At 57.5% G+C, this 25,086-nt stretch carries 23 protein-coding genes; 12 read left to right on the top strand and 11 right to left on the bottom strand.

What is annotated here, in order from left to right; genetic code table 11:
• Positions 1-281: 281 nt before the first annotated feature.
• The 5 genes from V476_RS04070 (at position 282) to V476_RS04055 (ending at position 6,984) form a co-directional block, all read left to right on the top strand.
• Positions 282-2,456, top strand: coding sequence for a TonB-dependent siderophore receptor (locus tag V476_RS04070; protein WP_024961131.1), 2,175 nt, complete (start codon positions 282-284; stop codon positions 2,454-2,456).
• 258 nt (positions 2,457-2,714) lie between these two features.
• The gene (locus tag V476_RS04065) at positions 2,715-4,031 is read left to right on the top strand and encodes an MFS transporter (protein ID WP_024961130.1); all 1,317 of its coding nucleotides are present in this window, start codon (positions 2,715-2,717) and stop codon (positions 4,029-4,031) included.
• A gap of 505 nt (positions 4,032-4,536) precedes the next feature.
• Positions 4,537-4,806 carry a helix-turn-helix domain-containing protein gene (locus V476_RS26610; protein ID WP_003320199.1) on the top strand — a complete coding sequence of 90 codons (270 nt, stop codon included), beginning with the start codon at positions 4,537-4,539 and terminating at the stop codon, positions 4,804-4,806.
• Between the two features lie 181 nt (positions 4,807-4,987).
• The gene (locus V476_RS04060; RefSeq protein WP_024961129.1) at positions 4,988-5,722 is read left to right on the top strand and encodes a hypothetical protein; all 735 of its coding nucleotides are present in this window, start codon (positions 4,988-4,990) and stop codon (positions 5,720-5,722) included.
• A gap of 392 nt (positions 5,723-6,114) precedes the next feature.
• Complete coding sequence (locus V476_RS04055) at positions 6,115-6,984, top strand: hypothetical protein (protein WP_024961128.1); 870 nt, start codon at positions 6,115-6,117, stop codon at positions 6,982-6,984.
• Between the two features lie 4 nt (positions 6,985-6,988).
• Here the strand turns inward: V476_RS04055 and V476_RS04050 are convergent, their stop codons facing one another.
• The 6 genes from V476_RS04050 to V476_RS04025 all read right to left on the bottom strand — a co-directional run bounded on the left by V476_RS04050 (position 6,989) and on the right by V476_RS04025 (position 13,736).
• Entirely contained in the window at positions 6,989-8,065 is a 1,077-nt protein-coding gene (locus V476_RS04050) for a diguanylate cyclase (RefSeq protein ID WP_024961127.1), read from the bottom strand.
• Between the two features lie 298 nt (positions 8,066-8,363).
• Positions 8,364-9,566: an MFS transporter gene (locus V476_RS04045; protein WP_024961126.1), complete on the bottom strand. Its 1,203-nt coding sequence runs from the start codon at positions 9,564-9,566 to the stop codon at positions 8,364-8,366.
• 203 nt (positions 9,567-9,769) lie between these two features.
• Positions 9,770-10,360 (bottom strand): DcrB/PsbP domain-containing protein, encoded by a 591-nt coding sequence (locus V476_RS04040; protein WP_003314521.1) that lies wholly within the window; start codon positions 10,358-10,360, stop codon positions 9,770-9,772.
• A 133-nt stretch (positions 10,361-10,493) separates the two neighbouring features.
• Positions 10,494-11,306: an MlaA family lipoprotein gene (locus tag V476_RS04035; protein WP_003393253.1), complete on the bottom strand. Its 813-nt coding sequence runs from the start codon at positions 11,304-11,306 to the stop codon at positions 10,494-10,496.
• On the bottom strand, positions 11,299-12,597 hold the full coding sequence (locus tag V476_RS04030; RefSeq protein WP_003314524.1) for a lipoprotein: 1,299 nt from the start codon (positions 12,595-12,597) through the stop codon (positions 11,299-11,301). Before V476_RS04030 ends, V476_RS04035 begins: the two co-directional genes overlap by 8 nt.
• A gap of 887 nt (positions 12,598-13,484) precedes the next feature.
• Positions 13,485-13,736, bottom strand: coding sequence for a hypothetical protein (locus V476_RS04025; protein WP_027902962.1), 252 nt, complete (start codon positions 13,734-13,736; stop codon positions 13,485-13,487).
• 40 nt (positions 13,737-13,776) lie between these two features.
• Between V476_RS04025 and V476_RS04020 the strand changes: the two genes are divergently transcribed.
• The 3 genes from V476_RS04020 (at position 13,777) to V476_RS04010 (ending at position 16,832) form a co-directional block, all read left to right on the top strand.
• Positions 13,777-14,631: a glycine betaine ABC transporter substrate-binding protein gene (locus V476_RS04020; protein ID WP_003412711.1), complete on the top strand. Its 855-nt coding sequence runs from the start codon at positions 13,777-13,779 to the stop codon at positions 14,629-14,631.
• A gap of 234 nt (positions 14,632-14,865) precedes the next feature.
• Complete coding sequence (locus V476_RS04015) at positions 14,866-15,177, top strand: DUF485 domain-containing protein (protein ID WP_003314526.1); 312 nt, start codon at positions 14,866-14,868, stop codon at positions 15,175-15,177.
• On the top strand, positions 15,174-16,832 hold the full coding sequence (locus V476_RS04010) for a cation acetate symporter (protein WP_003425409.1): 1,659 nt from the start codon (positions 15,174-15,176) through the stop codon (positions 16,830-16,832). The genes V476_RS04015 and V476_RS04010 overlap by 4 nt, the downstream gene beginning before the upstream one ends.
• 118 nt (positions 16,833-16,950) lie before the next feature.
• On the opposite strand, the gene V476_RS04005 is transcribed toward V476_RS04010, so the two are convergent.
• Positions 16,951-17,109 carry a DUF3309 family protein gene (locus V476_RS04005; protein WP_002552554.1) on the bottom strand — a complete coding sequence of 53 codons (159 nt, stop codon included), beginning with the start codon at positions 17,107-17,109 and terminating at the stop codon, positions 16,951-16,953.
• A gap of 316 nt (positions 17,110-17,425) precedes the next feature.
• Here V476_RS04005 and V476_RS04000 point away from each other — a divergent pair, with 316 nt between their 5' ends.
• The 4 genes from V476_RS04000 (at position 17,426) to csrA (ending at position 19,523) form a co-directional block, all read left to right on the top strand.
• Positions 17,426-17,803, top strand: a complete 378-nt coding sequence (locus V476_RS04000; protein WP_024961125.1) for a DUF2784 domain-containing protein — start codon at positions 17,426-17,428, stop codon at positions 17,801-17,803.
• A 102-nt stretch (positions 17,804-17,905) separates the two neighbouring features.
• Positions 17,906-18,721, top strand: coding sequence for an SDR family oxidoreductase (locus V476_RS03995; protein WP_016568743.1), 816 nt, complete (start codon positions 17,906-17,908; stop codon positions 18,719-18,721).
• Between the two features lie 104 nt (positions 18,722-18,825).
• Positions 18,826-19,158: a YnfA family protein gene (locus tag V476_RS03990; RefSeq protein WP_024961124.1), complete on the top strand. Its 333-nt coding sequence runs from the start codon at positions 18,826-18,828 to the stop codon at positions 19,156-19,158.
• Between the two features lie 170 nt (positions 19,159-19,328).
• Positions 19,329-19,523 (top strand): carbon storage regulator CsrA, encoded by a 195-nt coding sequence (gene csrA, locus V476_RS03985; RefSeq protein ID WP_003314532.1) that lies wholly within the window; start codon positions 19,329-19,331, stop codon positions 19,521-19,523.
• Positions 19,524-19,581: 58 nt separating this feature from the next.
• On the opposite strand, the gene V476_RS03980 is transcribed toward csrA, so the two are convergent.
• From V476_RS03980 to V476_RS03965, 4 genes are all read right to left on the bottom strand, one after another.
• Positions 19,582-19,809 (bottom strand): YheU family protein, encoded by a 228-nt coding sequence (locus V476_RS03980; protein ID WP_003314533.1) that lies wholly within the window; start codon positions 19,807-19,809, stop codon positions 19,582-19,584.
• Positions 19,810-19,876: 67 nt separating this feature from the next.
• Positions 19,877-21,073, bottom strand: a complete 1,197-nt coding sequence (locus tag V476_RS03975; RefSeq protein ID WP_003314534.1) for an osmoprotectant NAGGN system M42 family peptidase — start codon at positions 21,071-21,073, stop codon at positions 19,877-19,879.
• Positions 21,074-21,152: 79 nt separating this feature from the next.
• Entirely contained in the window at positions 21,153-22,901 is a 1,749-nt protein-coding gene (gene ngg / locus V476_RS03970) for an N-acetylglutaminylglutamine synthetase (protein WP_003418255.1), read from the bottom strand.
• Positions 22,902-22,904: 3 nt separating this feature from the next.
• Positions 22,905-24,677, bottom strand: coding sequence for an N-acetylglutaminylglutamine amidotransferase (locus V476_RS03965; protein WP_003402540.1), 1,773 nt, complete (start codon positions 24,675-24,677; stop codon positions 22,905-22,907).
• Positions 24,678-25,086: the final 409 nt, after the last annotated feature.

Genomic DNA, 25,086 nt, shown 5'->3' with positions numbered 1-25,086 from the left:
TCTGTCTTGATTGATTCATCACACGCTGATTGGTTCAGCGGTTTTGTTGAACTCAGATTATCCGCGCTTACTTAATTCACGCTTAATTATTCAAGTGTGCGAAGCGTTTTGAAGCCGGTCTCGCCCTGCTGATTCGTAAGTAAAGTTTTCCCCAGCACTTCGTTTAAAGGCAAAGCATCACGTAAAGGTTGAAAAAAACCGACAGTGAACGTAAAAGGTTGGCCCCCTGCCGGAAGGTGCGTCGCGTCTGTCCAGGCATCTGTCCTTGCGGAGTCTGCTCGATGAGAACGCCTTACCGACCTGCCATGCGCCACGCCTGGCGATTGTTACCGTTGGGTATGGCGGTTGCCTCGCCGTTGCTGGCCGCAGAGGTGCTCAGCCTGGATGCGGTCAACGTCACTGGGTTCAGCGAGCCGGAAAGCACCGGCGACTATAAAGCCGAGCGGGCATCGATCTTCGGTTTCGATCAGGCTTCTCTGCTGGACACGCCCGCCTCGGTGTCGGTGTTCAGCGCCGCGTTGATCAAGGACCGTCAGGCAAAGCTGCTGAGTGAAGTGCTGCGCAACGACGCGTCGGTCGGCGACGGCTATGCCCCGGTGGGCTATTACGAAAACTTTGTGGTGCGCGGGTTTTCGTTGAACGCCGCCAACAGTTATCGCATCAATGGCCGCAGCATTGCCGGTGAGCAGAACGTAGCGCTGGAGAACAAGCAGCAGGTCGAGTTGCTCAAGGGGCTTTCCGGCCTGCAGAGCGGCGTGGCCGAGCCCAGTGGGGTCATCAATTATCAGACCAAACGGGCGCAGGACGTTCGCTCGGTCACGGTCTCGACCAACGAACACGGCGAACGCTACATCGCGACCGACGTCGGGGGCTGGTTCGGCAGCGAACAGCAATTCGGCCTGCGCGCCAACCTTGCCCACGAAGACATTCGTTCGTATGTCGAACACGCCGATGGCCAGCGCGATTTTGCCTCCCTGGCGTTCGACTGGAACATCAGCGAGCGCGCCCTGCTGCAACTCGATGTCGAGTACCAGACCAAAGAACAGCGTTCGGTGCCCGGTTATCAGCTTCTGGGCGGCACTGCGCTGCCTCACGACGCCTCGCCACGTAAATTGCTGGGCTACCAGAATTGGTCCAATCCGGTCGGTATCGACTCGCTGAACATGAACGGACGTTTCGAATATCGCTTCAATGACAGCTGGAAGGGCAGTCTCAGTGCTTCGCGCAGTCGCGTGGTCATCGATGACTACAGTGCCTTTGCGTGGGGGTGTTACGGCTCGGCCAGTTGCGCCGGGCAAGCGGTGCCTAACCATTTCAGTGCCGAGGGCGGTTATGACATCTATGATTTCCGCAGCCCGGACGATACGCGTCGCAACGATGAAGTCGAAGCAGCCATGTCCGGTACATTCGCTACCGGATCGCTGGGGCACGAACTGACCTTCGGCAGCAGTGCCTACCGCCGCACGGTCGACACGCGCGGGACCTTCAACGAATTCGTCGGCTCGGGCAATATCAATGAGGCACCTGAGCAGGTGGCACCCTCCACCCTGGGGCTTCCGCATACCGAGCGCCGCCTGGACAGCCGCCAGTATGCGCTGTTTGCCACCGACCGGATCAGCTTCAACGAGCACTGGCAAACCGTGCTGGGCGGACGCGGGGTGCGGCTCGACGAGCAGGCATTCAACGAGGACGGCAGTGATGCGCGACACACCGAGCGCTATGTGTTTCTGCCGCAGGCGGCGCTGATCTACAAGTCGGTGGACAATGTTTCGCTCTACACCAGCTACAGCAAGGGCCTGTCGCTGGGCGGGACGGCGGCGTGGTTCACCACCAATGCCAGTGAAATTCTTGCGCCGACCGTATCCCGACAGCTGGAAGCAGGCGTCAAGTATGACTGGCAGCGCATGAGCCTGACCGCCGCAGTGTTTCAGGCTCGTCAGGCCTACCAGTATTCCAGACCCAACGATGACGGTACGTTCACTTACGTACAGCAAGGCGAGCAGAAAAACACCGGCCTTGAACTGGGGGCAAGTGGCTGGGTGACTGACCGCCTGCAGATATCCGCCAGTGCGGCGGCCATCCGGGCGCGCGTTGAAGACAGCGGCACCGAGGCCTATGACGATCACCAGGCCCTCAATGTGCCCAGATACCGTGGCACCCTGCAAGCCGACTACAGCCTGCCGGTGCCCGGGCTCGCATTGCTCGGCGGAGTGCAGTACAGCGCCAGCAAGTACGCTGACCGTGAAGGTACCGTGCAGGTCAATGACTACGCACTGTTCAATATCGGCAGCCGTTACAGCACCCGAATCAGCGGTTACGACACGGTCCTGCGCCTGACGGTAGACAATCTGTTCGACAAACGCTATTGGCGTGATGCCGGAGAGTATCTGGGTGACGACTACCTGTTCATGGGCGCGCCCAGAACGGCGAGACTGTCAGCCTCCGTCAACTTTTAGCGAAGGGTTCTGGTACGCGGAGCATCGGCACGCCAGTCGAGATGATCGTTCGGCACACTCCCGCATGGCAATGCAGTTCTCGACGCTCTGCGTCGCAAGAGGACGCGGAGCGTCCAGAGCGGCATGCGACTCGCACGATAGTCGGGATCATCGTTCCCGCTACAGGCCTCAGCTCCGTATCAGTGCGCCCGCAAGCTTTGCTATTCTTCGCGCCCTGTGAGCGTCAGGCGCTCTTTTCAGCCATGTTTCGGGGGCTTCATGACGGCCATCGTTCAATCCACTCCGCAACCTTTCACCAAAGGCGACTACAAGACACTGAGTCTTGCCGCGCTGGGTGGGGCGCTGGAAATCTACGACTTCATCATTTTTGTGTTCTTTGCGCTGACCCTCAGCCAGCTGTTCTTTCCCCCTGACATGCCAGAGTGGCTGCGTCTGCTGCAAAGCTTCGGGATCTTCGTGACCGGCTATCTGGCGCGCCCGCTGGGCGGGATTCTCATGGCGCACTTCGCCGACCGGCTGGGGCGCAAGCGCGTGTTCAGCCTGAGCATTCTGATGATGGCCCTGCCTTGTCTGCTGATCGGCGTCATGCCCACTTACGCACAGATCGGTTACTGGGCGCCGCTGGTCCTGCTGGCGCTGCGCATCCTGCAAGGAGCCGCTGTGGGCGGCGAAGTGCCAAGCGCCTGGGTATTCGTGGCAGAACACGCGCCCAAGGGGCACCGCGGCTATGCACTGGGCGTACTGCAAGCCGGCCTGACATTCGGATACCTGCTGGGTGCACTGACCGCAACATGGCTGGCGCGGGTCTTCAGCCCCGGCGAAATTCTTGACTGGGCATGGCGTATTCCGTTCCTGCTCGGTGGCATATTCGGTGTGGTTGGGGTCTGGTTGCGCCGCTGGCTAAACGAAACCCCGGTGTTCATTGCCCTGCATGCCCAGCGTGAACACCTGCCGGCGCTGCCGCTTGGCCAGGTGCTGCGCGATCATCGCCAATCCTTGCTGCCTGCTGCGCTGCTGACCTTTGTGCTGACCTCAGCAGTGGTGGTCCTGGTGGTGGTTACTCCGACTGTCATGCAGCAGCGCTTTGGTATCAGTGCCAGCGACACCTTTGCCCTGAGTGCCGTCGGTATCGTGTTTCTCAATATAGGCTGCGTGCTGGCAGGCATGCTGGTCGACCGTATCGGCGCCTGGCGCGGCATCCTGTTCTACAGCCTGCTGATGCCGATGGGCATCGGCGTGCTTTACACCAGCCTCATCGAGCAATGGATGCCACTGGGCATCGCCTACGCGATTGCCGGACTGGCGTGCGGGATTGTCGGTGTGGTGCCGTCGGTGATGATCGGACTGTTCCCGGCGAACATCCGTGTGTCAGGGATCTCGTTCACTTACAACATCGCCTACGCCTTCTGGGCCAGCACCACGCCATTGCTGCTGATTGCCCTGGTGCCCTGGAATATCTGGGTGTGCGTGCTGTATAGCCTGATCATGGGCGCCACGGGCCTGATGACCGCTGCAGTATTCGGCCTGCGCCGGGGCATGGTGGTGGATGACCTGGCAAGCGGTAAAGCCGGATAACTCCGGGCGGGGGGCGCGGCGACCGCTGTTCTCGCACACACCGGCAATGCCCGCTGCTCACCTCTTCTGTGGGGTGAGTGGCAACTCGAACATGGCCGGAAAGTTCCGGGCGGCAGACGCATCAATTGTAACAAGTGATTGTAATTCCGTTTAGTCAAGTCTATCTTGCCCCTCTCTATAGTGTTTACGTTATTTATCTAGTGCATCCTTGATTCGTGCCCGTGGAAAATATTTCGTCAGGTGGGTCATTCATGGTATCGATAAATAGGAATACGTAATTATTCTGTATTTGCTGTAGGAGGTTTCCTCAGTATTTAAATATTAAAGATTTTTCTTGCAGCTTGCAGCTTGCAGCTTGCAGCTTGCAGCTTTATTGCGAAGCTTTGAGGGTTATCTCGTGTTAATGCAAAACAAGACTAAATAAAATGATTTCTGTGCCGATTTACTGTTTGGGTCATGGAAGACGAATGTAAGAAACATCCTACAAATTTGCCTGTTAGGCAAAATGATGGCGAGGGGAAGTATCATGTGGGTGACAATGAGAGAGCAGGAGGTTCTTGGCCTGTTGTTGCAGGGATGTACGAACAAGGAAATTGCCAGGCAGCTCAGTATCAGTGACTACACCGTTCGCGATCACGTATCTTCGCTGCTAAGAAAGAATCAAGTGAGGACGCGTGCCGAGCTCATGGCCCGGTGTGTATCTCTATTGCTTCCGGGGAACACTGTCCAACCCCCTACATCTGTCGGATTGCGCAGCGAGCCAGCACATACATAATGTGTCTTGTCGCAATCTGTAACTTGTTAATGCAATGAGCACTGTCGACGTTTGGCAGTGCAATCAATAATACCGTGCTGCTCTGTGACGCCTGTCAGGCACTGCTTCCTGCTGTCTGCATAAAGGACTATCCGAAACCTGTTCGCACGACGAACTGTAAACAATAAAAAAGGAGCCACTCATGACTGTTTGTTTTGTTCGGGGCGAGCCAGGTGCCGACACGTCGTTGCGGCTGGATCCGCAGCGGCCTGATTTTAATATGACAACGGACTTCCAGCATCTGACAACCCGGCAGTCCGCTCTTTCCGTCGCGCAACTGGCCGAGCAACAGGCAAAGCTGTCCGGCCCCGTTGGCCTGTTTGCCAAACTCTGTCGGCAGCTTCGTTCGCATGGGCGTCAGTCACCCTTGCTCGAAGACATTGCACAGCTTGAGGGCCGCAAGCGTCAATGGCTGGCCGAGCGCGCCGTACAATTTGCACTCGGGCTGCACGGCCGTCGGTCAGAAGCCGAGAACCCGTTCAAGGGCCTGGTGCGCGAAGACCTGTGCTGCATCGTATTCGATGAGCCATCGCCGCACACGCTGGTCGAGCGTTACGCCGCCAGCGAAGCGCTGCGGGCTCAGGACAGTGAGTACTTCGTCAAACTCATAGCCACCACGCGCAATACCGTCGAACGGCGAATCGTCTTTCATGGTCTGCTCGAACACTTCGACCGGCTGTTGCCCATCGAGAAGAGCATCTATCCATTGAACTATCGCACTGTTCAGCAAGCGCATCTCGATCATGAAGAAGCCCTCTATGGCGCACTGATAAAGCAGCAGCCCATCGGCACATTGCTTGAGAGGCATACGCCTGAGTGGCTGCTGGATAATCTGTCCGCATTTGAACTTTCCATTGACCGAGAGTGTGTCGGGTAGGTGGCGGCAAGGCGTATCAAGCAAGTCTGAGAAGTCACTATCATTTAGTGGGTGTTGATACCGGTCGGTGGATGTGGTTTTTTACAAGCGATTTAGGTTTTGTCTAATAAAAGATTTCAAGCTCAGTGCGTGGTGAATGATAAGGAATAGCCTTTTAAGGCGTACACGAATCGAGCTGTATTCAGATTGATCCAGGTATGCCAGGTGATACTGAACAATTTAATAGCTTGGGGTTCAGCTATGCATCGGATGTTTTGATAAAACACCAAGCTGTCAATGGGCCTTGGCAAAGCAAACCTGCCGGGCCAGAAACAGTCACCTTTCATTTAACGTATTGATTGTCAATCCCTGGCTATAACCGCCAGGGATCTTTCGGGGCAGGAGCCAACGTCATGCGAGTCATAAGTTCCGGAGCAGATGCACTGATAGCCGCGCAAAAACTTGACGATAAAAGAGCGGCAAAAAACATGCCCTCAATTGCCAATCCCGCCCTCCGATCAACCTCTCCAGACTCTGCGGTGACCATCAGCGGGCAGGCCCTCCTGAAACACAGGGTGTTCGGATTCGCGGACTCTGCTCGTTCTGCACCCATGCTAGGAAAAGCCGAATGTGGAATGTCCATGCCCCAGGCGTTTTTTCTAACCCGGGATGATCGGAGTCTGTTGGGTGACGTTTACGGTTGGGCGAGTGATCAGGGAGTTGATTTGAGCTATGTCGATGACCTGGCGTTTCAGTTGGCTTCTTACAGGGAGAGTGATGATGGAGGGATAATGCTTCGTCATAACCAGGGCAAAACATATGACATGGAAGGCCACAAGGTGTTCTACAGTTTTACCGAGCCGCACGCGGCCACCGCCAAGCGTATTACCGAAAGCGATGGGTTAAAAACAACGCGGCTGGATCAGGGGTTCGTTCGCTTCATCACTGACAAGGACTATGGGTCCATAGGTCACAATAATTTTGAGTTCATGGAAAAAGTCATCAACAGGTTTTCAACGGCGGGGGAAAGGGACGAACAACTGGGTGCAGACTTCACTACTTATAAAAGCCAGAAGAGTGACTACATAAGGACGCTGTCCAAGGAAAAATACACGCCTGGTGAAGGCGACTCTCGAGAAACGACCTCCGTAAAAAAAGCCGCTAAACCCAAGGAAGTAACTCTGGAAAGCCTGCGTAACGATATGCGCGAGACGTTTCTGAAAGCGATGGGGGTCACGAGTCTCTCATCCCTGTTCGACATGCTGTTCAAGGATAAGCGTTGACGGATCAGGCTTGTGCGCCAAGCGACTGGAGTTCTGGTTGCGCATCCTGATGGCTGGCGACGCGGTTGCGGCCGGTGCTCTTGGCCAGATACAGCGCTTTGTCTGCTTCGTGCAGCCACGACGAGGCATCGGGCATTTCAGGGGAGTAGGCGGCAATGCCGATACTGAGGCTGACCTTGAGATCGCAATGCAGGGTGTAGGTCATTTCATCTATCGCCAGGCACAGGCGCTCAAGAATTTCCTTTGCTTGAAGCAAGCAGGTGTCGGGCAAAATGACGCAGAACTCATCGCCGCCACAACGCCCGATCAGGTCGGAATCGCGCAGGTTTTCTGTCAGTGCCTCGCTGATACTCTGCAATACCGTGTCGCCCATCAGGTGACCATAAGTGTCGTTGATGACCTTGAAGTGATCGATATCGATCAACGCGATGACGCACTCCTGATACGCGTTCTGGCTACTGGCGTACTCCAGGTCAAGCAGGTCCTTCCACGCTCCGTGATTGAGCAGACCGGTCAGGCTGTCGGTACGGCTGACCTTGCGCAGGATGTTGCGGTGCTCCCACAGTTTGAGTGTGACCTGATGGCTCAGCCAGCCGATGAAAATAGGGTAGGTCACCAGTACCGGAAGGCAGGCGTAGATCTGCGCCATGTTGCCATGCAGATTGACGACAGGGTCGAGCGCGGCCAGCGAAATCAGCACGCCCAGTGCCTGCATGCACAGGCCTTGCAGCATCAGACGTGGCCCGGCGGCGGCCATGTTATGCATGGCCATCATGGCGAGGACCGTTATACCGGGAACTGCGCTGAAACCCATCGCGCCAACCCAGAAACCGCCCATCATCGAATCGAAAAGCAGATTTCGCCATTCAGCCTGGTAGGGCTCGCGCGACGTTCTTGCGAGCTGGTAAGCAACATGCGGCCATACGAGGCTGTAGAGCAGTGCCAACAACCACGCCCAGTGTGCTGTATTCACGTAATACAGAGAAACAGCGACCGTCACAAAGCCAACGCTTACACCGAAACATCTCGGGGCGTAGATCCGCTTGGCGAATGCCATCCCTCTGCGGTGATAGGTGCTCATAGATTCTTACCGGACATTACTTTCGAATCGGTCAGAAATCGACGCCGCTTGACCGAAGGGCTGGAGTTTGAGCGTTCACTAGTGGCAAGGGAAGAGTATTTTGCCGAGGGGTGTCAAATAACTACATATTGATGAAGCTGGCTGTTTAAAAGTCAATTAAATGACATAAACAGTACTAAAACCTGTTCAAAAATATGACGAAACATACAATTTAATACACCGTGAATAACCGGGGCAGCGTGTCTGGTTGTTGGCAGACACACCGCCCGGCGAGTTCAGGCAAGCGACGGTCAGGCGATTACAACGTTGCCTTGTTTTGCTGCGTGCTGGTCATCCATGCAACGGCGATGGACAGCAGCGCAACAACAGCGGCGACATACCCTACGGCACCCAGCCCCAGGTGCTCGATGGTAAGGCCTCCGATGATCGATCCCAGACCGATCCCGGCATTGGCGGCCGAAACATTCAAGGTCCCGGCCAGTGCCTGGGCCTGAGGCGCTGCTTTCATCACCCTGATCTGGCAGATCGGAAACAACGCCGTATGCGCGATGCCCCAAATCACCAGTACCACGGCCAGCAACGGCATGGAGCCTGCGGCCGGTACGCTTGCGGTCATGCCCAGCGCGAGCAACAGCGCAAAGGCCATGGTCGAGCCGAGCGGGCTGCGGTCCACACAACGTCCACCCAGGGCATTGCCGATCAGGCCGACCGCGCCGAAGCCCATCAACCACCAACCCACTTGAGCCGATTCGATGCCCGCGATGCGTTCCAGCGTGTCAGCCAGGTAGGTGTAGGCACCGAACATGGCCGTGAACAGCAGGATGGACAGCAGCAGGTTGGCGAGGAAGAACGGATCCCGGAGAATTTTTGCCTGCTCGGCGAGGCCGACTTTTGCGGTAGGTTCGATACGCGGCATCGACAGTGCCAGCAACAGAGCCATTAACGCTGACAGCAGCGTCAGCGCCCAGAATGCCCCGCGCCAGCCCACGGCATCAGCAAATACTGTACCCAGCGGGATACCGAACAGCATGGCAGCCGAGATGCCGAGGTAGACCTGCGCAACGGCCTTGCCAGCGCGCTTCGGTCCGGCCAGCAGGCTTGCCGTTTCACTGGCGGTGCCCCAGAACACCGGCAAGGCCAGTGCCGGAATGAACCGCGCCAGCGCCAGCACCCAGATATTGCTCGACACCGCCGCCAGTGCGTTGGAGGCGGCGAAGATCAGCAGAATGACGATGAACGTGCGCTTGCGGTCCAGGTGCGAGAGCATGGCTGTCAGCGGTGGGCCAAAGAGCATCACCGTGAAGGCGAACAGCGTTACCAGCAAGCCGGCGGTAGAGATGGAGATCCCCAGATCACGGGCCATTGAAGGCAACAGACCGATGATGAGAAATTCAGTGGTGACGATCACGAAGCCGGCCAGGGCCAGAATCGCGATGGACAAGCCGGCGCCGGTCGAGCTTTCGCTACGGGCGCCGGAGGCAGTGGTTTCCAGAGAAGGCATAGTGCAGACCCATTAAAAATAAGTCCGCCAGCTTATTGCAGAAATGAGCTTCTATCTTTGCCAAGTTTTCCCTTTGTTGTGGACTGGAATTCACTAATAAGGATTCGTAGGCATCCTGCCCAAGGTCCAGACCCTGGGCGAGTGATTATGCGAGGTGTTTCGCGCGGATCAAGTCGCATCGGAGCGGCTGACCGGTCCGCAGATCATTGGCCGATGACAGTCTTCACCAGCGCGGCGTGCTCTTTCGGATTTTTTGCATTGGAGACCACGTTCAGCACGGCTGCGCGGGTACCCGATGCAGCGACGATCGATGTGCTCAGCACCTGAGCGTCGCTCATGGTTGCCGAGGTATCCAGTTGGCGCACACCAAGACCATTCTTCTTGACGATCTTCTTGTCACCCAGCTTTTTGAAGTCCTTGTAGCCGGTACTCTGCTGGGCAAGGATGCCGGTGACCAGCCCGTCAAGTACTGCTCCGTCGTTATCGTTGGCCTGCACGCCCATTGGCATAGGCGTTTCGGTAACGATCAGCACGCGCTTTTCGGCCGCATTGGTGTAGAGCGACCCGGTCACACCCTGAGCCTTGGCTTTTGCATCAATCTCGGGCATCTCGCCCTGTACGTAGCCCGCAGGAATGGTGAAGGCCAGTTTGCCGCCCAGCAGCGAAGCGTTTTGCACTGCGGCAGCGGCGGGCGCAGCGGCCTGCGGTTTGGTGGCAGCCTGAACGCTGACCATGCTCTGACATGCTGCCAGTGCGACACATACAGCCATTGCCTTGAAACCGAAAAAGCGCATGGAAATTCCTTTTTGTCTGTTAATGACGGAGGCGTTTGCCCTGAGGCATGTGATTGACCAGACAGGTAAAAGTGCCCATAAAAAAACGACCAGCCCGATCACTCCGGCTGGCCGTCGTTTTGCTGCGTTATGCTTATTCGGCGATCTGCAGCTTGCGCGACTCGGTATAGACGTAGCGCACTTTTTCATACTCGAACGGCGAGTTGAGCTGACCGTAACGGAAGCTGGTGACGTAACGGCGGTCAACGGCACGCAACACGGTGATTTCCGGATGGTCGCTGCTGACTTCAGCCACGTTGAGGAAGTTGATCTGGTTTTCAGCCGTGTAGTCGAACAGCATGCCGCCGGTGTCACGCAGGTTCGATGGGCCGAACAATGGCAACACCAGATAAGGTCCTGAAGGCACGCCGTAGAAGCCCAGGGTCTGGCCGAAGTCTTCGCTCTGGCGCGGCAGGCCCATCATGGTCGCCGGGTCCCACAGACCGGCGATGCCGATGGTGGTGTTGAGCAGCAGACGGCCAGTGGTGTCCAGCGAGCGCTCGCCCTTGAACTGCAGCAGGCTGTTCAACAGGTTGGAGACGTCGCCCAGGTTGCTGAAAAAGTTGCTCACACCGCTGCGTACGAAGCCAGGAGTGATGTAGCGGTAGCCGTCCACCACCGGCAGGAATACCCATTCATCGAAACGGTAGTTGAAGTGGTAGACCCGGCGGTTCCAGGATTCCAGCGGATCATAGACTTCCAGTGCGTTGATGGAAGCGCGCTCGAACTCACGCTGATCCAGCCCTGGGTTGAATTGCAGCGACTTCAGCGGCTGAGTGAAACCATCAGCATCGGTCTGACGGGCCACAGTGGCCGGGTGCTGAGCCTTGTTGCTGGTATCCGCGTCAGCGGCCTGGACTGTGCCGGCACAGAGCAGAGCGGCAAGAAGTAAAAGACGTTTAGCCACGGAAAAACTCCAGCATGGCGTCGGTGTTGACGCGGTAATTAAGGTTGCCGCAATGCCCGCCGTACGGGTAAACGGTCAGGCGATCGCCAAAGGTCTTGCGCAGGAAGCCGAGGTCACCCGAACCCAGGATCACGTCGTCGGCGTTGTGCATGACGGCAATCTTGGTGTTGCTGTGCAGGTAGTCCTTCAGGGCGTAGAGGCTGACCTGGTCGACCAGTTGCAGCAGGCTACCGCCGTCGGTGCGTGCACGCCACATCGGGATGACCTGTTCGGTCAGGTAGCAATCGAAGTCGCACTGCAGGGCGCGCTTGAGGAACGGCGTCAGGCTGGTGCCTTCGGTGATCGGGAATTTCGGTGGCGTAATCAGACCGCGACGGTTGATCAGGTCGGAGGTGAACGCGATGTCAGCCGACGAGAAGCGGAACGAGGTACCGATCAGCATCGCCATCTGTTCATTGGTCAGGTGCTGCTTGGACTGCTGGAAGTCGAACAGCAGTGCGTCATTGAGGTCGATGTAGCCTTTTTGGCGGAAGTAGCGGGTCAGCTTGGCCAGCACCAGTTCATAGAACGTGGTGGTGTTGTTGATGCCCTTGACGTTGGTCTGTACCAGTTTGTCGAGGTTGCTGATCGAGGTGTAGAGATTGACCGGCGGGTTGAGCAGCAGGACCTTCTTGAAGTTGAAGCTGCGACGGGTTTCGTCCAGCTTGCTGACGAATGCAGCATTCAGTGCGCCAAGGCTGTAACCGGTCAGGTAATAGTCGGTTACCGGCAGTTGCGCCTGCTGAGCCCGAATGGCCTGCATCACGCGATAAATGTCTTCTGCGTCGTCGGTGGAGACGCCAGGAGTCGCAAAGCGCGAGGCCGAGGTCATGAAGTCATAGCTGGTGGGCGAAGACAGCTGCACGACGTGGTAGCCCGCGCCGTAATAAAGCTTTTTCAGGAATTCATTGATGGTGCTGTTATACGGCGCGCCCGTGCCGGCGATCAGGAAGATCAGCGGGGCAGCGTGGTCTTGTTTGGCCAGGCGATAATGCAACTTTTTCACCGCCCAGAAGTTGTCGGGCAGGGTGAACTCGCGCTCGGGATGCAGGTTCAGGGTGTAGACATCCTGATCGATATCTTCATCGTCAGGCAGGTCGGGGCGCAGAGCGGGCGGTGTGGTCGCAATGGTCGCTTCAAACGGATTAGTCAGCGGGTAGCCATAGGTGGCGGAGTCGACGGTGGTTGCCAGAGCGGACGCACTTAAACACAAGCCACCTATAACAGTGGCGAGGCGCAGAAAACGGAGCATGACTAAATCCCTTGGGAAAGAAGTGCTGATGAGATACGCAGGCTATGACCAAGGTGTAGTGCCAAAGTGCCCCATCCACCGGTTAACCCTGTAAATAAGACGGAACAATACACGTTCTTTGGATTTTGCAATGCAGATATGCGGTTTATTTTTGCGTGACTAGCGTATTTGCTGGCCCGGCTCGACGTTTGCAGTGCTGGTGAAGGTTGGCAGGCCATGGCCTGGAGGCGAAATTTGCGGCTTGCGTAAAGCACAAAGGAGAGCCGTAGCTCTCCTCCAATGTGGTTCACGTGCTCTTTTTATTGTTATGGGGCGGCCTGTTATTGTTGTTGGCGGCCAGTCCCTTTACAGCGTTGTTGTGCGACCCCCATACGGGGTCAAGAGCAAACGTATTTTTTTGAGCGCTGATTCGCTTTAATCACCTGCCTGCACAACAGGGTGATCCCACCGGTTCTGGAGCTACCTGACGGTAGTTTTATTGTTCTCGGGCCGGTCGCGAGGCCTTTCATTGAAAGGTCCCTGTAAAGCTGATCCACTCCCAAAAAATCTGTTAGCTGCGCCTCTGTCCGTTTTGTTCTTGTTGTGTCAGAGCCGTTACGTATTGTTTTTATTGGTTTGCTGCATCGTTTGTTGTTTTTGTTGTATCAGAGATATAGCAGGACCCGTGCCAGTTTTTGAAAACTCTTTTAAATCAGTAGCTTGTGAATTCTGATGGTTGGCGCGTGGTCGTAGAGCCGGAAAAAATGTTTCCGTGTTACCCGTTCGCGGTGGTGATCGTAAAGCTGCGGTAACACATCGTGTTTCCTTCGTAGCATGAGCCAGAGTGGTGCGCTGCAGGTCTGTGTCGTCTATACGACGATGGTATGGGGGAGGGCGTTCTCCTCTGGTCATAAAGGTGTGCCCCTGCCGCTAATGGCCAGCTTCAGACGTTTTTCGCTGTGCGTTGTCGTTGATGGCTCGTTGTTGTCGTTTCCCATTGCCCCAGTGTCGCAGACAGAGCATGCCTGCCTGTCGTGCAGGTCGATGATCAGGGTGGCGTTGCGGTGCGTTTGATTGCGCGTGGCAGCGATAAAAACGTGCAAGGCGCCGCGTGCCCTAAGGTCGGGCGCGGGGGCGGTCTGGAGAACAACGTTAACCATGCCCCGACAACCGTCGGTGCAGACTTCCGGGGAAGCGACAATGATGATGCGAAAAATACTGGGGGCGGGTGCCGCTCTGGTACTTGCGGTCAGCTCCACGCTGGCGATTGCCGAAACCAAGACCCTGACCATTGGCTATGTGGAAGGCTGGTCCGACAGTGTCGCGACCACCTTCGTGGCCTCCGAAGTGATCAAGCAAAAGCTTGGTTATGACGTCAAGTTGCAGTCTGTCGCCGCTGGGATCATGTGGCAGGCGGTGGCAACCGACAAGCTTGATCTGATGCTGTCTGCGTGGCTTCCGGGCACGCATGGCGAGTACTACGCCAAGTACAAGGATCAGGTCGTCAACTACGGGCCTAACTTCAAGGACGCCAAGATTGGCTTGATCGTGCCTGAATACGTCAAGGCCAAAACCATCGAAGACCTGAAGACCGATGCTTCCTTCAACAAGAAGATCACCGGCATCGATGCGGGCTCGGGCGTGATGCTCAAGACCGATCAGGCCATCAAGGACTACGGTCTGGACGGCTATAAACTGCAGGCGAGCTCCGGCGCAGGCATGATTGCCGAGCTGACCCGCGCGGAAAAGGCGAAGAAGTCCATCGTCGTCACCGGCTGGGTGCCGCACTGGATGTTCGCCAAGTGGAAACTGCGTTTCCTGGACGATCCGAAAGGTGTCTACGGCGAGGCTGAAACCGTCGACAACGTGGGCAGCCTGGGGCTGGAGAAGAAAGCTCCTGAAGTCGTGGCCTTCCTGAAAAAATTCCAGTGGGCGTCCAAGGATGAAATCGGTGAGGTGATGCTGGCGATTCAGGACGGTGCCAAACCTGAAGCTGCAGCGAAGGACTGGGTCGCCAAGCACCCCGACCGCGTCGCCGCATGGACTGCCAAATAGTCGCAAAGTGTCTGAATAGCCCTTCTCAAGGCCGTCTGGTGTTATCGCCAGACGGCCTTTTGTTTTTCTGCCCCGGAGTATTTTCCGTGCGACCGACTGCCGGTGGGTTCAGACCGTGCGAGAAGAGGTATCCACAGCTAATGTCGTTCTAATACTAAGGTCGTCTGGAGTGCGCGCCGGACCCGACTAAAGTGCATTACGTGACATCTCATCTGTGCTGCGAGGACAAAAACAATGAACGACAGCATTTACCTCTCGATTCAAAACAGCCCCCGTTTCAAGGAGCTGGTCTCCAAAAGAGAGCGTTTCGCCTGGATTCTCTCGGCGATCATGCTTGGCCTGTATGCGGCCTTTATTCTTTTGATTGCTTACGGACCCCATATTCTGGGGGCCAAACTAAGTCCCACTTCGACCATTACCTGGGGAATGCCGATAGGCGTAGGGCTGATCCTTTCCGCGTTCATATTGACCGCCATCTATGTTCGCCGTGCCAACGGTGAATTCGATGACCTGAACAACGCGATCCTCAAGGAGGCTCAGCAATGATCCGGCGCCTATCAGCAGCACTTGGCCTGGCCGCCTTCGCGCCGACCCTCTGGGCGGCAGACGCGTTGACGGGTGCAGTGCAGAAACAACCCCTGAACGTCGCCGCGATCGTCATGTTCGTGGTCTTCGTCGCTTTCACGCTGTACATCACCTACTGGGCATCGAAAAAGAACAAGACTGCGTCGGACTATTATTCGGCAGGTGGCAAGATCACCGGCTTCCAGAACGGTCTGGCGATTGCCGGTGACTACATGTCGGCAGCGTCCTTTCTGGGGATTTCCGCACTGGTCTACACCTCCGGCTACGATGGCTTGATCTACTCGATCGGCTTCCTGGTGGGCTGGCCGATCATCCTGTTCCTGATCGCCGAACGCCTGCGCAACCTGGGTAAATATACCTTTGCCGACGTGGCCTCGTACCGCCTCAAGCAAAAGGAGATTCGCACCCTGTCTGCCTGCGGCTCGCTGGTGGTGGTGGCGTTTTACCTGATTGCGCAGATGGTGGGTGCCGGCAAACTGATCCAGCTGCTGTTCGGTCTGGACTACGCCGTTGCGGTGGTGCTGGTCGGTATTCTGATGTGTCTTTATGTGCTGTTCGGCGGCATGCTCGCCACCACCTGGGTGCAGATCATCAAGGCGGTGATGTTGCTGTCCGGTGCGTCGTTCATGGCACTGATGGTCATGAAGCACGTCAACTTCGACTTCAACATGCTGTTCTCCGAAGCGATCAAGGTTCACCCCAAAGGTGAAGCGATCATGAGCCCTGGCGGGCTGGTGAAAGACCCGATCTCGGCGTTCTCGCTGGGTCTGGCCCTGATGTTCGGTACTGCCGGCCTGCCACACATCCTGATGCGCTTCTTCACCGTGAGCGATGCCAAGGAAGCCCGCAAGTCGGTGCTCTACGCGACCGGCTTTATCGGCTACTTCTACATCCTGACCTTCATCATCGGTTTCGGCGCGATCCTGCTGGTCAGCACCAATCCGGCGTTCAAGGATGCGGCAGGCGCCTTGCTGGGCGGTAACAACATGGCGGCGATTCACCTCGCCGATGCCGTCGGTGGCAGTCTGTTCCTGGGCTTCATCTCGGCAGTCGCCTTCGCCACCATTCTGGCAGTGGTTGCCGGTCTGACCCTGGCGGGTGCTTCGGCGGTTTCTCACGACTTGTATGCCAGCGTCATCAAGGCAGGCAAAGCCAACGAGAAGGACGAGATCCGTATCTCGAAAATCACCACCATCGCCTTGGCGGTCGTGGCGATCTTTCTGGGTATTGCCTTTGAAAGCCAGAACATCGCCTTCATGGTGGGCCTGGCGTTCTCGGTCGCGGCAAGCTGCAACTTCCCGATCCTGCTGCTTTCCATGTACTGGAAAAACCTGACCACCCGTGGCGCCATGATTGGCGGCTGGATGGGCCTGATCAGCGCAGTGGTGCTGATGGTGCTGGGTCCGACCATCTGGGTGCAGATACTGCATCACGAGAAAGCCATTTTCCCTTACGAATACCCTGCGTTGTTTTCCATCGCCATAGCCTTCGTAGGGATCTGGTTCTTCTCCATCACCGACAAGTCGAAAGCGGCGGAGGGCGAGCGCGCTCTGTTCTTCCCGCAATTCGTCCGCTCGCAGACCGGGCTGGGTGCCAGTGGTGCGGTTTCACACTAAGGCATGAGTGTTATGAACTAAGCAGCCTTCGGGCTGCTTTTTCATGGGCGATAAAAAACCCCGCTTGAAAAAGCGGGGTTTCTTATTGGCTACATGCGCTGCTGCGTGGAGCAGCAGGTCATATCTTGCCGAGCAACACCAGAATCAGCAGGATCACCAGGATCGTACCGATGATGCCCGACGGACCGTAGCCCCAGCTGCGCGAGTGCGGGAATACTGGCAAACCGCCAACTAGCAGCAGAATCAGAACGATGATAAGAATAGTGCCGATGCCCATGGTGAGTTCCCTCTTTACATTAATGTTAATTAGCAGATGCAGTTGAAACGTCACACCGAACGGTATGAAGTGGCCTGCTTGACTCATCGGACTCTGGGCGTTGGAGAAAGGTTCGATCTATTTTAAATAATTTATTACACATTTGAAAATCATTGAAAATCAGAGGCTTGCCGTATTTTTGTCTGACAATAAATGGGGCTTTTTTTGACTTGGCGCGTTTGAATCGGTCTTAAAAACAATTGAACTAAAGACCCTGGAAAGTCTCAGCGCGATGCGAACTTTCTACCTGAGGCATGGCCCGCAAGAGGACACAATGATGGTTTATCGAGTGGCGGCGGATGCCGTGGTCGTGTTTCATCTACTGTTCATTGTGTTCGTCCTGTTCGGCGGACTCCTGGTATTGAGAAGGCCCTGGCTGGCACTGCTGCACGTTCCTGCTGCGGCCTGGGGGACAGCGGTCGAGTTTCTGCACCTGTATTGCCCGCTGACACCGCTGGAAAACACCCTGCGCAGCAACGCTGGAGGGCAGGGCTATACCGGGGGCTTCGTTGAGCATTATCTGATCCCGCTGATTTACCCGGCCGGGCTTACGCCGGGCATGCAGCTTTGGCTGGGTGGCATCGTCGTGCTGCTCAACGTGTCGGTGTATGGCCTGTTGCTGCTGCGTTATGTGGCCCGGTCCAGGCGTCCATAGGGCTGCGGTTTGCTCCAGGCATTCAGCGTCTTGATGGTGGGTTTGTGGTGCTTCTAGTGTGATTACACTCAGACAACTCCTGCACATCACAAGGCACTCGCTATGCAAAACCGCATCATGATTACTGGCGCCGGCTCAGGTCTGGGTCGTGAAATTGCACTGCGCTGGGCACGCGAAGGGTGGCGGCTGGCACTCTCGGACATCAATGATGCCGGCTTGCAGGAGACCCTTGCGCTGGTACGCGAAGCGGGTGGTGACGGCTTCGTACAGCGTTGCGACGTTCGCGATTACAGCCAGCTCACCGCGTTTGCTCAAGCGTGCGAACAGCGTTTTGGCGGCATCGACGTCATCGTCAACAATGCGGGGGTGGCTTCCGGGGGCTTCTTCAACGAGTTGTCGCTGGAGGACTGGGACTGGCAGATCGCGATCAATCTGATGGGGGTGGTCAAGGGCTGCAAGGCGTTCCTGCCGATGCTGCTGGCCAGCAAGGGCCGGATCATCAACATCGCCTCGATGGCAGCGCTGATGCAGGCGCCGGCGATGAGCAATTACAACGTCGCCAAGGCCGGGGTCGTCGCGCTTTCCGAGAGCCTGCTGGTTGAGTTGCATGACCAGGGAATTGGTGTTCATGTGGTCTGCCCGTCGTTCTTTCAGACCAACCTGCTGGATTCCTTCCGCGGCCCCACGCCCGCGATGAAGGCGCAGATCGGCAGGTTGCTGGAGAAGTCGCCGATCACCGCCGGGGATATCGCCGACTGCATCTTCAGGCAGGTCGGCGAAGGCGAGTTCATGATCCTGCCTCACGAAGAAGGCCGCATGGCCTGGGAAATGAAACGCAAGCAGCCACAGGCGATGTATGACGAAATGACCGTCATGTGCGCCAAGATGCGTGCCAAGGCGCAGAAGGGGCATGCCTGACTGACCCGGACGCTCCGCGTCCTCTTGGGTGGTATCAAGGTCATGACCGCACTGTTTTCTGATAGGGTTGCGTGCATATTTCAGCCCTGACCTGTGAATCTTTCATGCTCAATTACCTGTGGTTCTTCCTTGCCGCCCTGTTCGAGATATTCGGTTGCTATGCCTTCTGGCTGTGGTTACGGCAAGGCAAGAGCGCGCTGTGGGTGATTCCTGCACTTGTCAGCCTGACGGTGTTTGCACTGTTGCTGACACGTGTGGAGGCGGCTTATGCGGGCCGAGCCTACGCGGCGTATGGCGGGATCTACATTGTCGCGTCGATTGCCTGGCTGGGCCTGGTCGAGCGGGTCAGGCCATTGGGCACGGACTGGCTGGGTCTGGCTTTCTGCGTCATCGGTGCGACCATCATTCTGCTCGGGCCGCGTTGGTCCGCCGGTTGATTAACCACAGCCGCTAACGACATTTCCCACGGATTTGGCCGGAAAGTAAGACGTTTCCTTCAGTCTTTTCCGGTGCTGTTGCAGGACGTTACTGATTTGCCATCAGTGCATTGAAGCGCCGTGTCTCGCCATGCACCCTGCCTCTTTTGCGCAACGCAAGGGTGGGAAAAATGCTGGTACTGACGCGGGAAATTGGCGAAACGTTTTCCATCGGTGATGACATCACCGTGCAGATCCTGGGGATCAACGGCAATCAGGTCAGGCTCGGGATCAATGCCCCGAAAGACGTCAAGGTTCATCGCGCCGAGGTCTACAAACGAATTGCCAGGACGCTTGCCCAACAGGCAACAACGCCGCTTCAGTGAGCGGCGTTGTCAGCAAACGAGGTCGTAGGTGAATGACCTGACGCAGGCCCTGTAGGGGCTATTCGAAAAACTCCTTCGGCACGTCGTGCTTGAGCATCAGCTGACACTGCTGGCTCTCAAGGTCGAAAAAGATCACCGCCTGACCCTTGGTCAACGCATGACGCACGCGCAATACCCGGGTTTGCAGGGGTGTTTCGTCGCCATTATCGGTGCCCTCACGGGTGACGAAGTCCTCGATCAGGCGAGTGAGGGTGTCAGGTTCCAGTTGGTCGTAGGGGATCAGCATGGCGGTTCTCGTGTCGATGAGCGGCGATGATAGAACTGCGGTGCCGTGCACCGCAATTCACAGGGCCTCAACTCTCTTCGCGATTCTGCCCGATAAGGCTGTCAACGGGTGGCACGCGGGTATCGGATTCCATCTGCGCATCGTGCTCAATCTGATGGCTGAAGCGCTCCAGCGAGCTCTGCGCTGGTTTGGCATCGCTGGCGAATACCGGCGGGCTGAGGATGTAGGCACCCAGCAACTTGCTCAGCGCTGCCAGACTGTCGATATGCGTGCGCTCGTAGCCATGCGTCGCGTCACAGCCGAAGGCCAGCAGGGCGGTGCGGATGTCATGCCCCGAGGTCACGGCCGAGTGCGCATCACTGTAGTAATAGCGGAACAGGTCACGGCGCACCGGCAACTCGTTGTCCACGCCCAGCCGCAGCAGATGGCGGGACAGGTGGTAGTCGTAAGGACCGCCCGAGTCCTGCATCGCCACGCTGACGGCGTGTTCGCTGGAATGTTGACCCGGCGCAACCGGTGCAATGTCGATGCCGACGAACTCGCTCACGTCCCAAGGCAGTACACCCGCTGCGCCCGTCCCGGTTTCTTCGGTGATGGTGAACAGCGGGTGGCAGTCGATCAACGGCTCGGCACCGCTTTCGACAATGGACTTCAGGGCGGCGAGCAGTGCTGCCACACCGGCCTTGTCATCCAGGTGACGGGCACTGATATGTCCGCTCTCGGTGAACTCCGGCAGCGGGTCGAAGGCCACGAAGTCACCGATGCCGATGCCCAGTGATTCGCAGTCGGCGCGCGTGGTGCAATAGGCGTCCAGGCGCAGCTCGACGTGGTCCCAACTGATCGGCATTTCGTCCACGGCGGTGTTGAACGCGTGACCGGAAGCCATCAGCGGCAGAACGCTGCCACGGATCACGCCGGTGTCGGTGAACACGCTGACCCGGCTGCCTTCGGCAAAGCGGCTCGACCAGCAGCCGACCGCAGCCAGCGCCAGGCGGCCGTTGTCTTTGACTTCCCGAACACTGGCACCAATGGTGTCCAGGTGCGCCGATACGGCCCGGTCAGGGCTGTTCTGCTTGCCCTTCAGCGTGGCGCGAATCGTCCCGCGGCGGGTCAGTTCGAACGGGATCCCGAGCTCTTCCAGTCGCTCGGCCACGTAACGCACAATGGTGTCTGTGAAGCCGGTGGGGCTTGGGATCGCGAGCATTTCCAACAGAACTTTCTGCAGGTATTTCAGATCCGGATCGGGGATATTTGCAGGGGTCATGGATGCTCCTTATGGAACAGTTGCAAGCCACGGGCTGCAAAGGCTGATGCGCCTCTTGCAGCCGTGCCCGCAGCTGCGATCAGATATGCACAGGCAGGCTGTGCGGAAACAACAGATCGACGAAACGTTCGGCGGTGGGTTGCGGTTCGTGATTGGCAAGCCCTACGCGTTCATTGGCTTCGATGAACACGTATTCAGGCTGATCGGCGGCCGGCACCATCAGGTCCAGGCCGACGACCGGGATGTCCAGCGCCCGCGCGGCACGCACCGCTGCGTCGCTGAGCACCGGGTGCAGAATGGCCGTTACATCTTCCAGGCAGCCGCCGGTGTGCAGGTTGGCAGCACGGCGCACGGCCAGGCGCTGATCCATCGGCAGAATATCGGCATAGTCGAAACCGGCCTCGCGCACTGTACGCTCGGTTTCCTGATCCATCGGAATACGGCTTTCGCCATCCGTTGCTGCGGCGCGGCGTCGGCTTTGGGCTTCGATCAACTGTTTGATGGTGTGGCGGCCGTCACCGATGATTTCAGCCGGACGGCGTATCGCCGCAGCCACGACCTGAAAGCCGATCACCACGATGCGCAAGTCCAGGCCTTCATGAAAGCTTTCCAGAATCACGCGAGTGTCGAACTGGCGGGCCTGCTCGATAGCACTCTGTACATCGTCAATGGTGCGCAGATCAACCGCTACGCCCTGGCCTTGTTCACCGTCCAGCGGCTTGACCACGATTTGTCCGTGCGCTTCGAGAAACGCCAGATTGTCGTCTGCGCTGCCCGCCCTTTGCTGAGCGGGCAGGCGCAGGCCGGCAGCCTTCAGGGCACGATGGGTCAGGCTCTTGTCCTGACACAGGGTCATGCTCACCGCGCTGGTCAGATCGCTCAACGATTCGCGGCAGCGTATACGACGACCGCCGTAGCTGAGGGTGAACAGCCCGGCATCCGCATCATCCACCTGCACGTCAATGCCGCGCCGATGGGCTTCCTCGACAATGATCCGCGCATACGGATTGAAGTCCGCCTGCGGGCCAGGGCCGAGAAACAACGACTCGTTGATACCGTTCTTACGCTTGATGGCGAACGTCGGCAGGTTACGGAAATTCAATTTGGCGTACAGCGCCTTGGCCTGATCGTTGTCATGCAGCACCGACAGGTCGAGGTAGCTGAGGCCGCGACTCATGAAGTGCTCGATCAGATGCCGAACCAGCACTTCGCCGACACCCGGCCGCGTGCATTGCGGATCAACCGCCAGGCACCAGAGGCTGCTGCCTTTCTCCGGGTCATTGAAGGCCTTCTGATGATTGAGGCCCATGACGCTGCCGATGATCGTCTTGCTGCCTTCGTCCTCGGCCACCCAATACACCGGGCCACCTTCGTGGCGCGGGGTCAGCAACTCGGGGTCGATGGGCAACATGCCGCGCGCCAGATACAGGTTGTTGATGGCCTGCCAGTCGTTCTCGTTGTGCGCACGGCGGATACGGTAGCCGCGAAACACACGCTGCGCCGGGCGGTAATCGCTGAACCACAGACGCAGCGTGTCCGACGGGTCGAGAAACAACTGCTGCGGCGATTGCGCCAACACCTGTTGCGGCGCTGCCACATACAGCGCGATGTCGCGCTCGCCGGGTTTTTCGTTGAGCAGGTCCTGAGCCAGCGCGGCCGGATCAGGGTAGGTGTGACCGATCAGCAAACGTCCCCAGCCACAGTGCAGCGCCAGAGGGTCTGCATCTATCTGGCTGCCGTCTTCAGCGAGTCGTGCTTGCAGACGTTCGTACGAGGGCGACTGGCCGCGCAACAGGCGCTGGCTATAAGTCGTCGCGTTCTGTTTCATCGATCACAGTCCCTGTTCGCTGAGCCAAAGGTTCAGCGCTGCCAGTTGCCACAGCTTGGAGCCGCGCAATGGCGTGAGCTGGCCCTCGGGGTTGGTCAGCAGCTTGTCGACCATCGCAGGGTTGAACAGGCCGCGGTCCTGACTGGAGTCGGTCAGCAACTCGCGCACCCAGTTAAGCGTGTCGCCCTGCAAGTGTTTGAGGCCAGGCACCGGGAAGTAGCCTTTTTTGCGATCGATCACTTCCGAAGGAATGACCATGCGCGCAGCTTCTTTCAGCACCTGTTTGCCACCGTCGGGCAGCTTGAATTTACCCGGAATGCGAGCCGACAGTTCGACCAGACGATAGTCAAGGAACGGTGTGCGCGCTTCCAGGCCCCAGGCCATGGTCATGTTGTCGACACGCTTGACCGGGTCATCGACCAGCATCACGGTGCTGTCCAGACGCAAGGCCTTGTCGACGGCAGCGCTGGCGCCTGGCTGGGCAAAGTGATCGCGAACGAAATCACCGGCGGCGTCATTGGCAGTGCGCCACTTCGGCTGCACAGTCTCGGCGTATTCTGCGTAGCTGCGGTCTACAAATGCATCGCGGTAGGCTGCAACCGGATCGCTTGCGCCGTCGACTTGCGGGTACCAGTGGTAACCGGCGAACAGCTCATCGGCGCCTTGGCCGCTCTGTACCACCTTGCAGTGTTTCGACACTTCACGCGACAGCAGGTAGAAGGCGATGCAGTCGTGGCTGACCATCGGCTCGCTCATGGCGCGGAACGCCGCAGGCAACTGCTCGATGATCTCGCGTTCCTGAATACGCAACTGGTGATGGCGCGTGCCGTAATGCTTGGCGATCAGGTCGGAATACTGAAATTCGTCGCCACGCTCGCCGCCGGCATCCTGGAAGCCGATGGAGAAGGTCGACAGGTCCTCGACACCCACTTCACGCAGCAGACCTACCAGCATGCTCGAGTCGACGCCGCCGGACAGCAGCACACCGACGTCCACTGCAGCACGCTGACGGATCGCTACCGCTTCACGCGTACTGTCCAGTACGCGGTCGCGCCAGTCTTCGAGGGTGAGGTTTTTCTCGTCTTCGTGCGGGCCGTAGGGCAGCGTCCACCAGACTTTCTGTTCGACCTTGCCGCTGGCGTCGATACGCATCCAGCTGGCTGGCGGAAGTTTTTCGACGCCGGCCAGCAAAGTGCGCGGCGCAGGCACCACCGCATGGAAGTTGAGGTAATGGTTGAGCGCCACCGGATCAAGCATCCCGCTAATGTCACCACCTTTGAGCAGGGCAGGCAGCGAGGATGCGAAGCGCAGGCGCTTGTCGGTTTTCGACAGGTACAACGGCTTGACGCCGAGGCGGTCACGGGCGATGAACAGCTGCTTGCTGTCACGTTCCCAGATGGCAAAGGCGAACATGCCGTTGAGCTTGGGCAGCATGTCTGCGCCCCATGCGTGATAGCCCTTGAGCAACACTTCGGTGTCACCGCCGGAATGGAACTGATAGCCAAGGCTTTCCAACTCGGCACGCAATTCAGGGAAGTTGTAGATCGCGCCGTTGAAGGCCAAGGACAGGCCCAGATTGCTGTCGATCATCGGCTGCGCCGAGCCGTCCGACAGGTCCATGATTTTCAGGCGACGATGACCAAGGGCAACAGGCCCCTGGCTATGAAACCCCCACGCATCCGGGCCGCGAGGCGCCAGCTCATGGGTAATGCGTTCAACAGCGGCTAGGTCCGCTGGTTGATGGTCGAAACGTAATTCACCTGCTAATCCGCACATAAGTCCTTACCGGGTTTCCGTTGGGGAGGTGACTGAGAAAGTGCAGTCACCCAGAAACTGACCCAGTGAGGGCATGGTAGTTTTAGATCAAAAAGTTATAAGCGTTTGTTTTCAGCTGGTTAGTAACGTGCTTCTGGAATTGATGCGCTTACTGGGTTCGGTTTGCTGTCGTGCTTACCGCACCCGCTTTAAGACGGATTTTTCTGACATGTAAAGCGGATTCGGCTCATTGACGGTGATGTTTGCAGCACGCTAGTTTGGGGCCTATGAAAGCACGCCAACTCACTCGGCATACATAAAGGGGTATCGGTATGAACAAGCACATTGCACCGGTTTGCGAAGAGTACGAAGGCTTTTAAACCCGTTCAGGAATTTCAAATGGAGGCCCCGATCGGCCTCCATTTTTTAT

This window comes from Pseudomonas syringae KCTC 12500, from assembly GCF_000507185.2.
Lineage (GTDB): Bacteria > Pseudomonadota > Gammaproteobacteria > Pseudomonadales > Pseudomonadaceae > Aquipseudomonas > Aquipseudomonas syringae.
The sequence above is the reverse complement of the archived record's forward strand: the minus strand, read 5'-3'. Positions and strand labels throughout refer to the sequence as shown.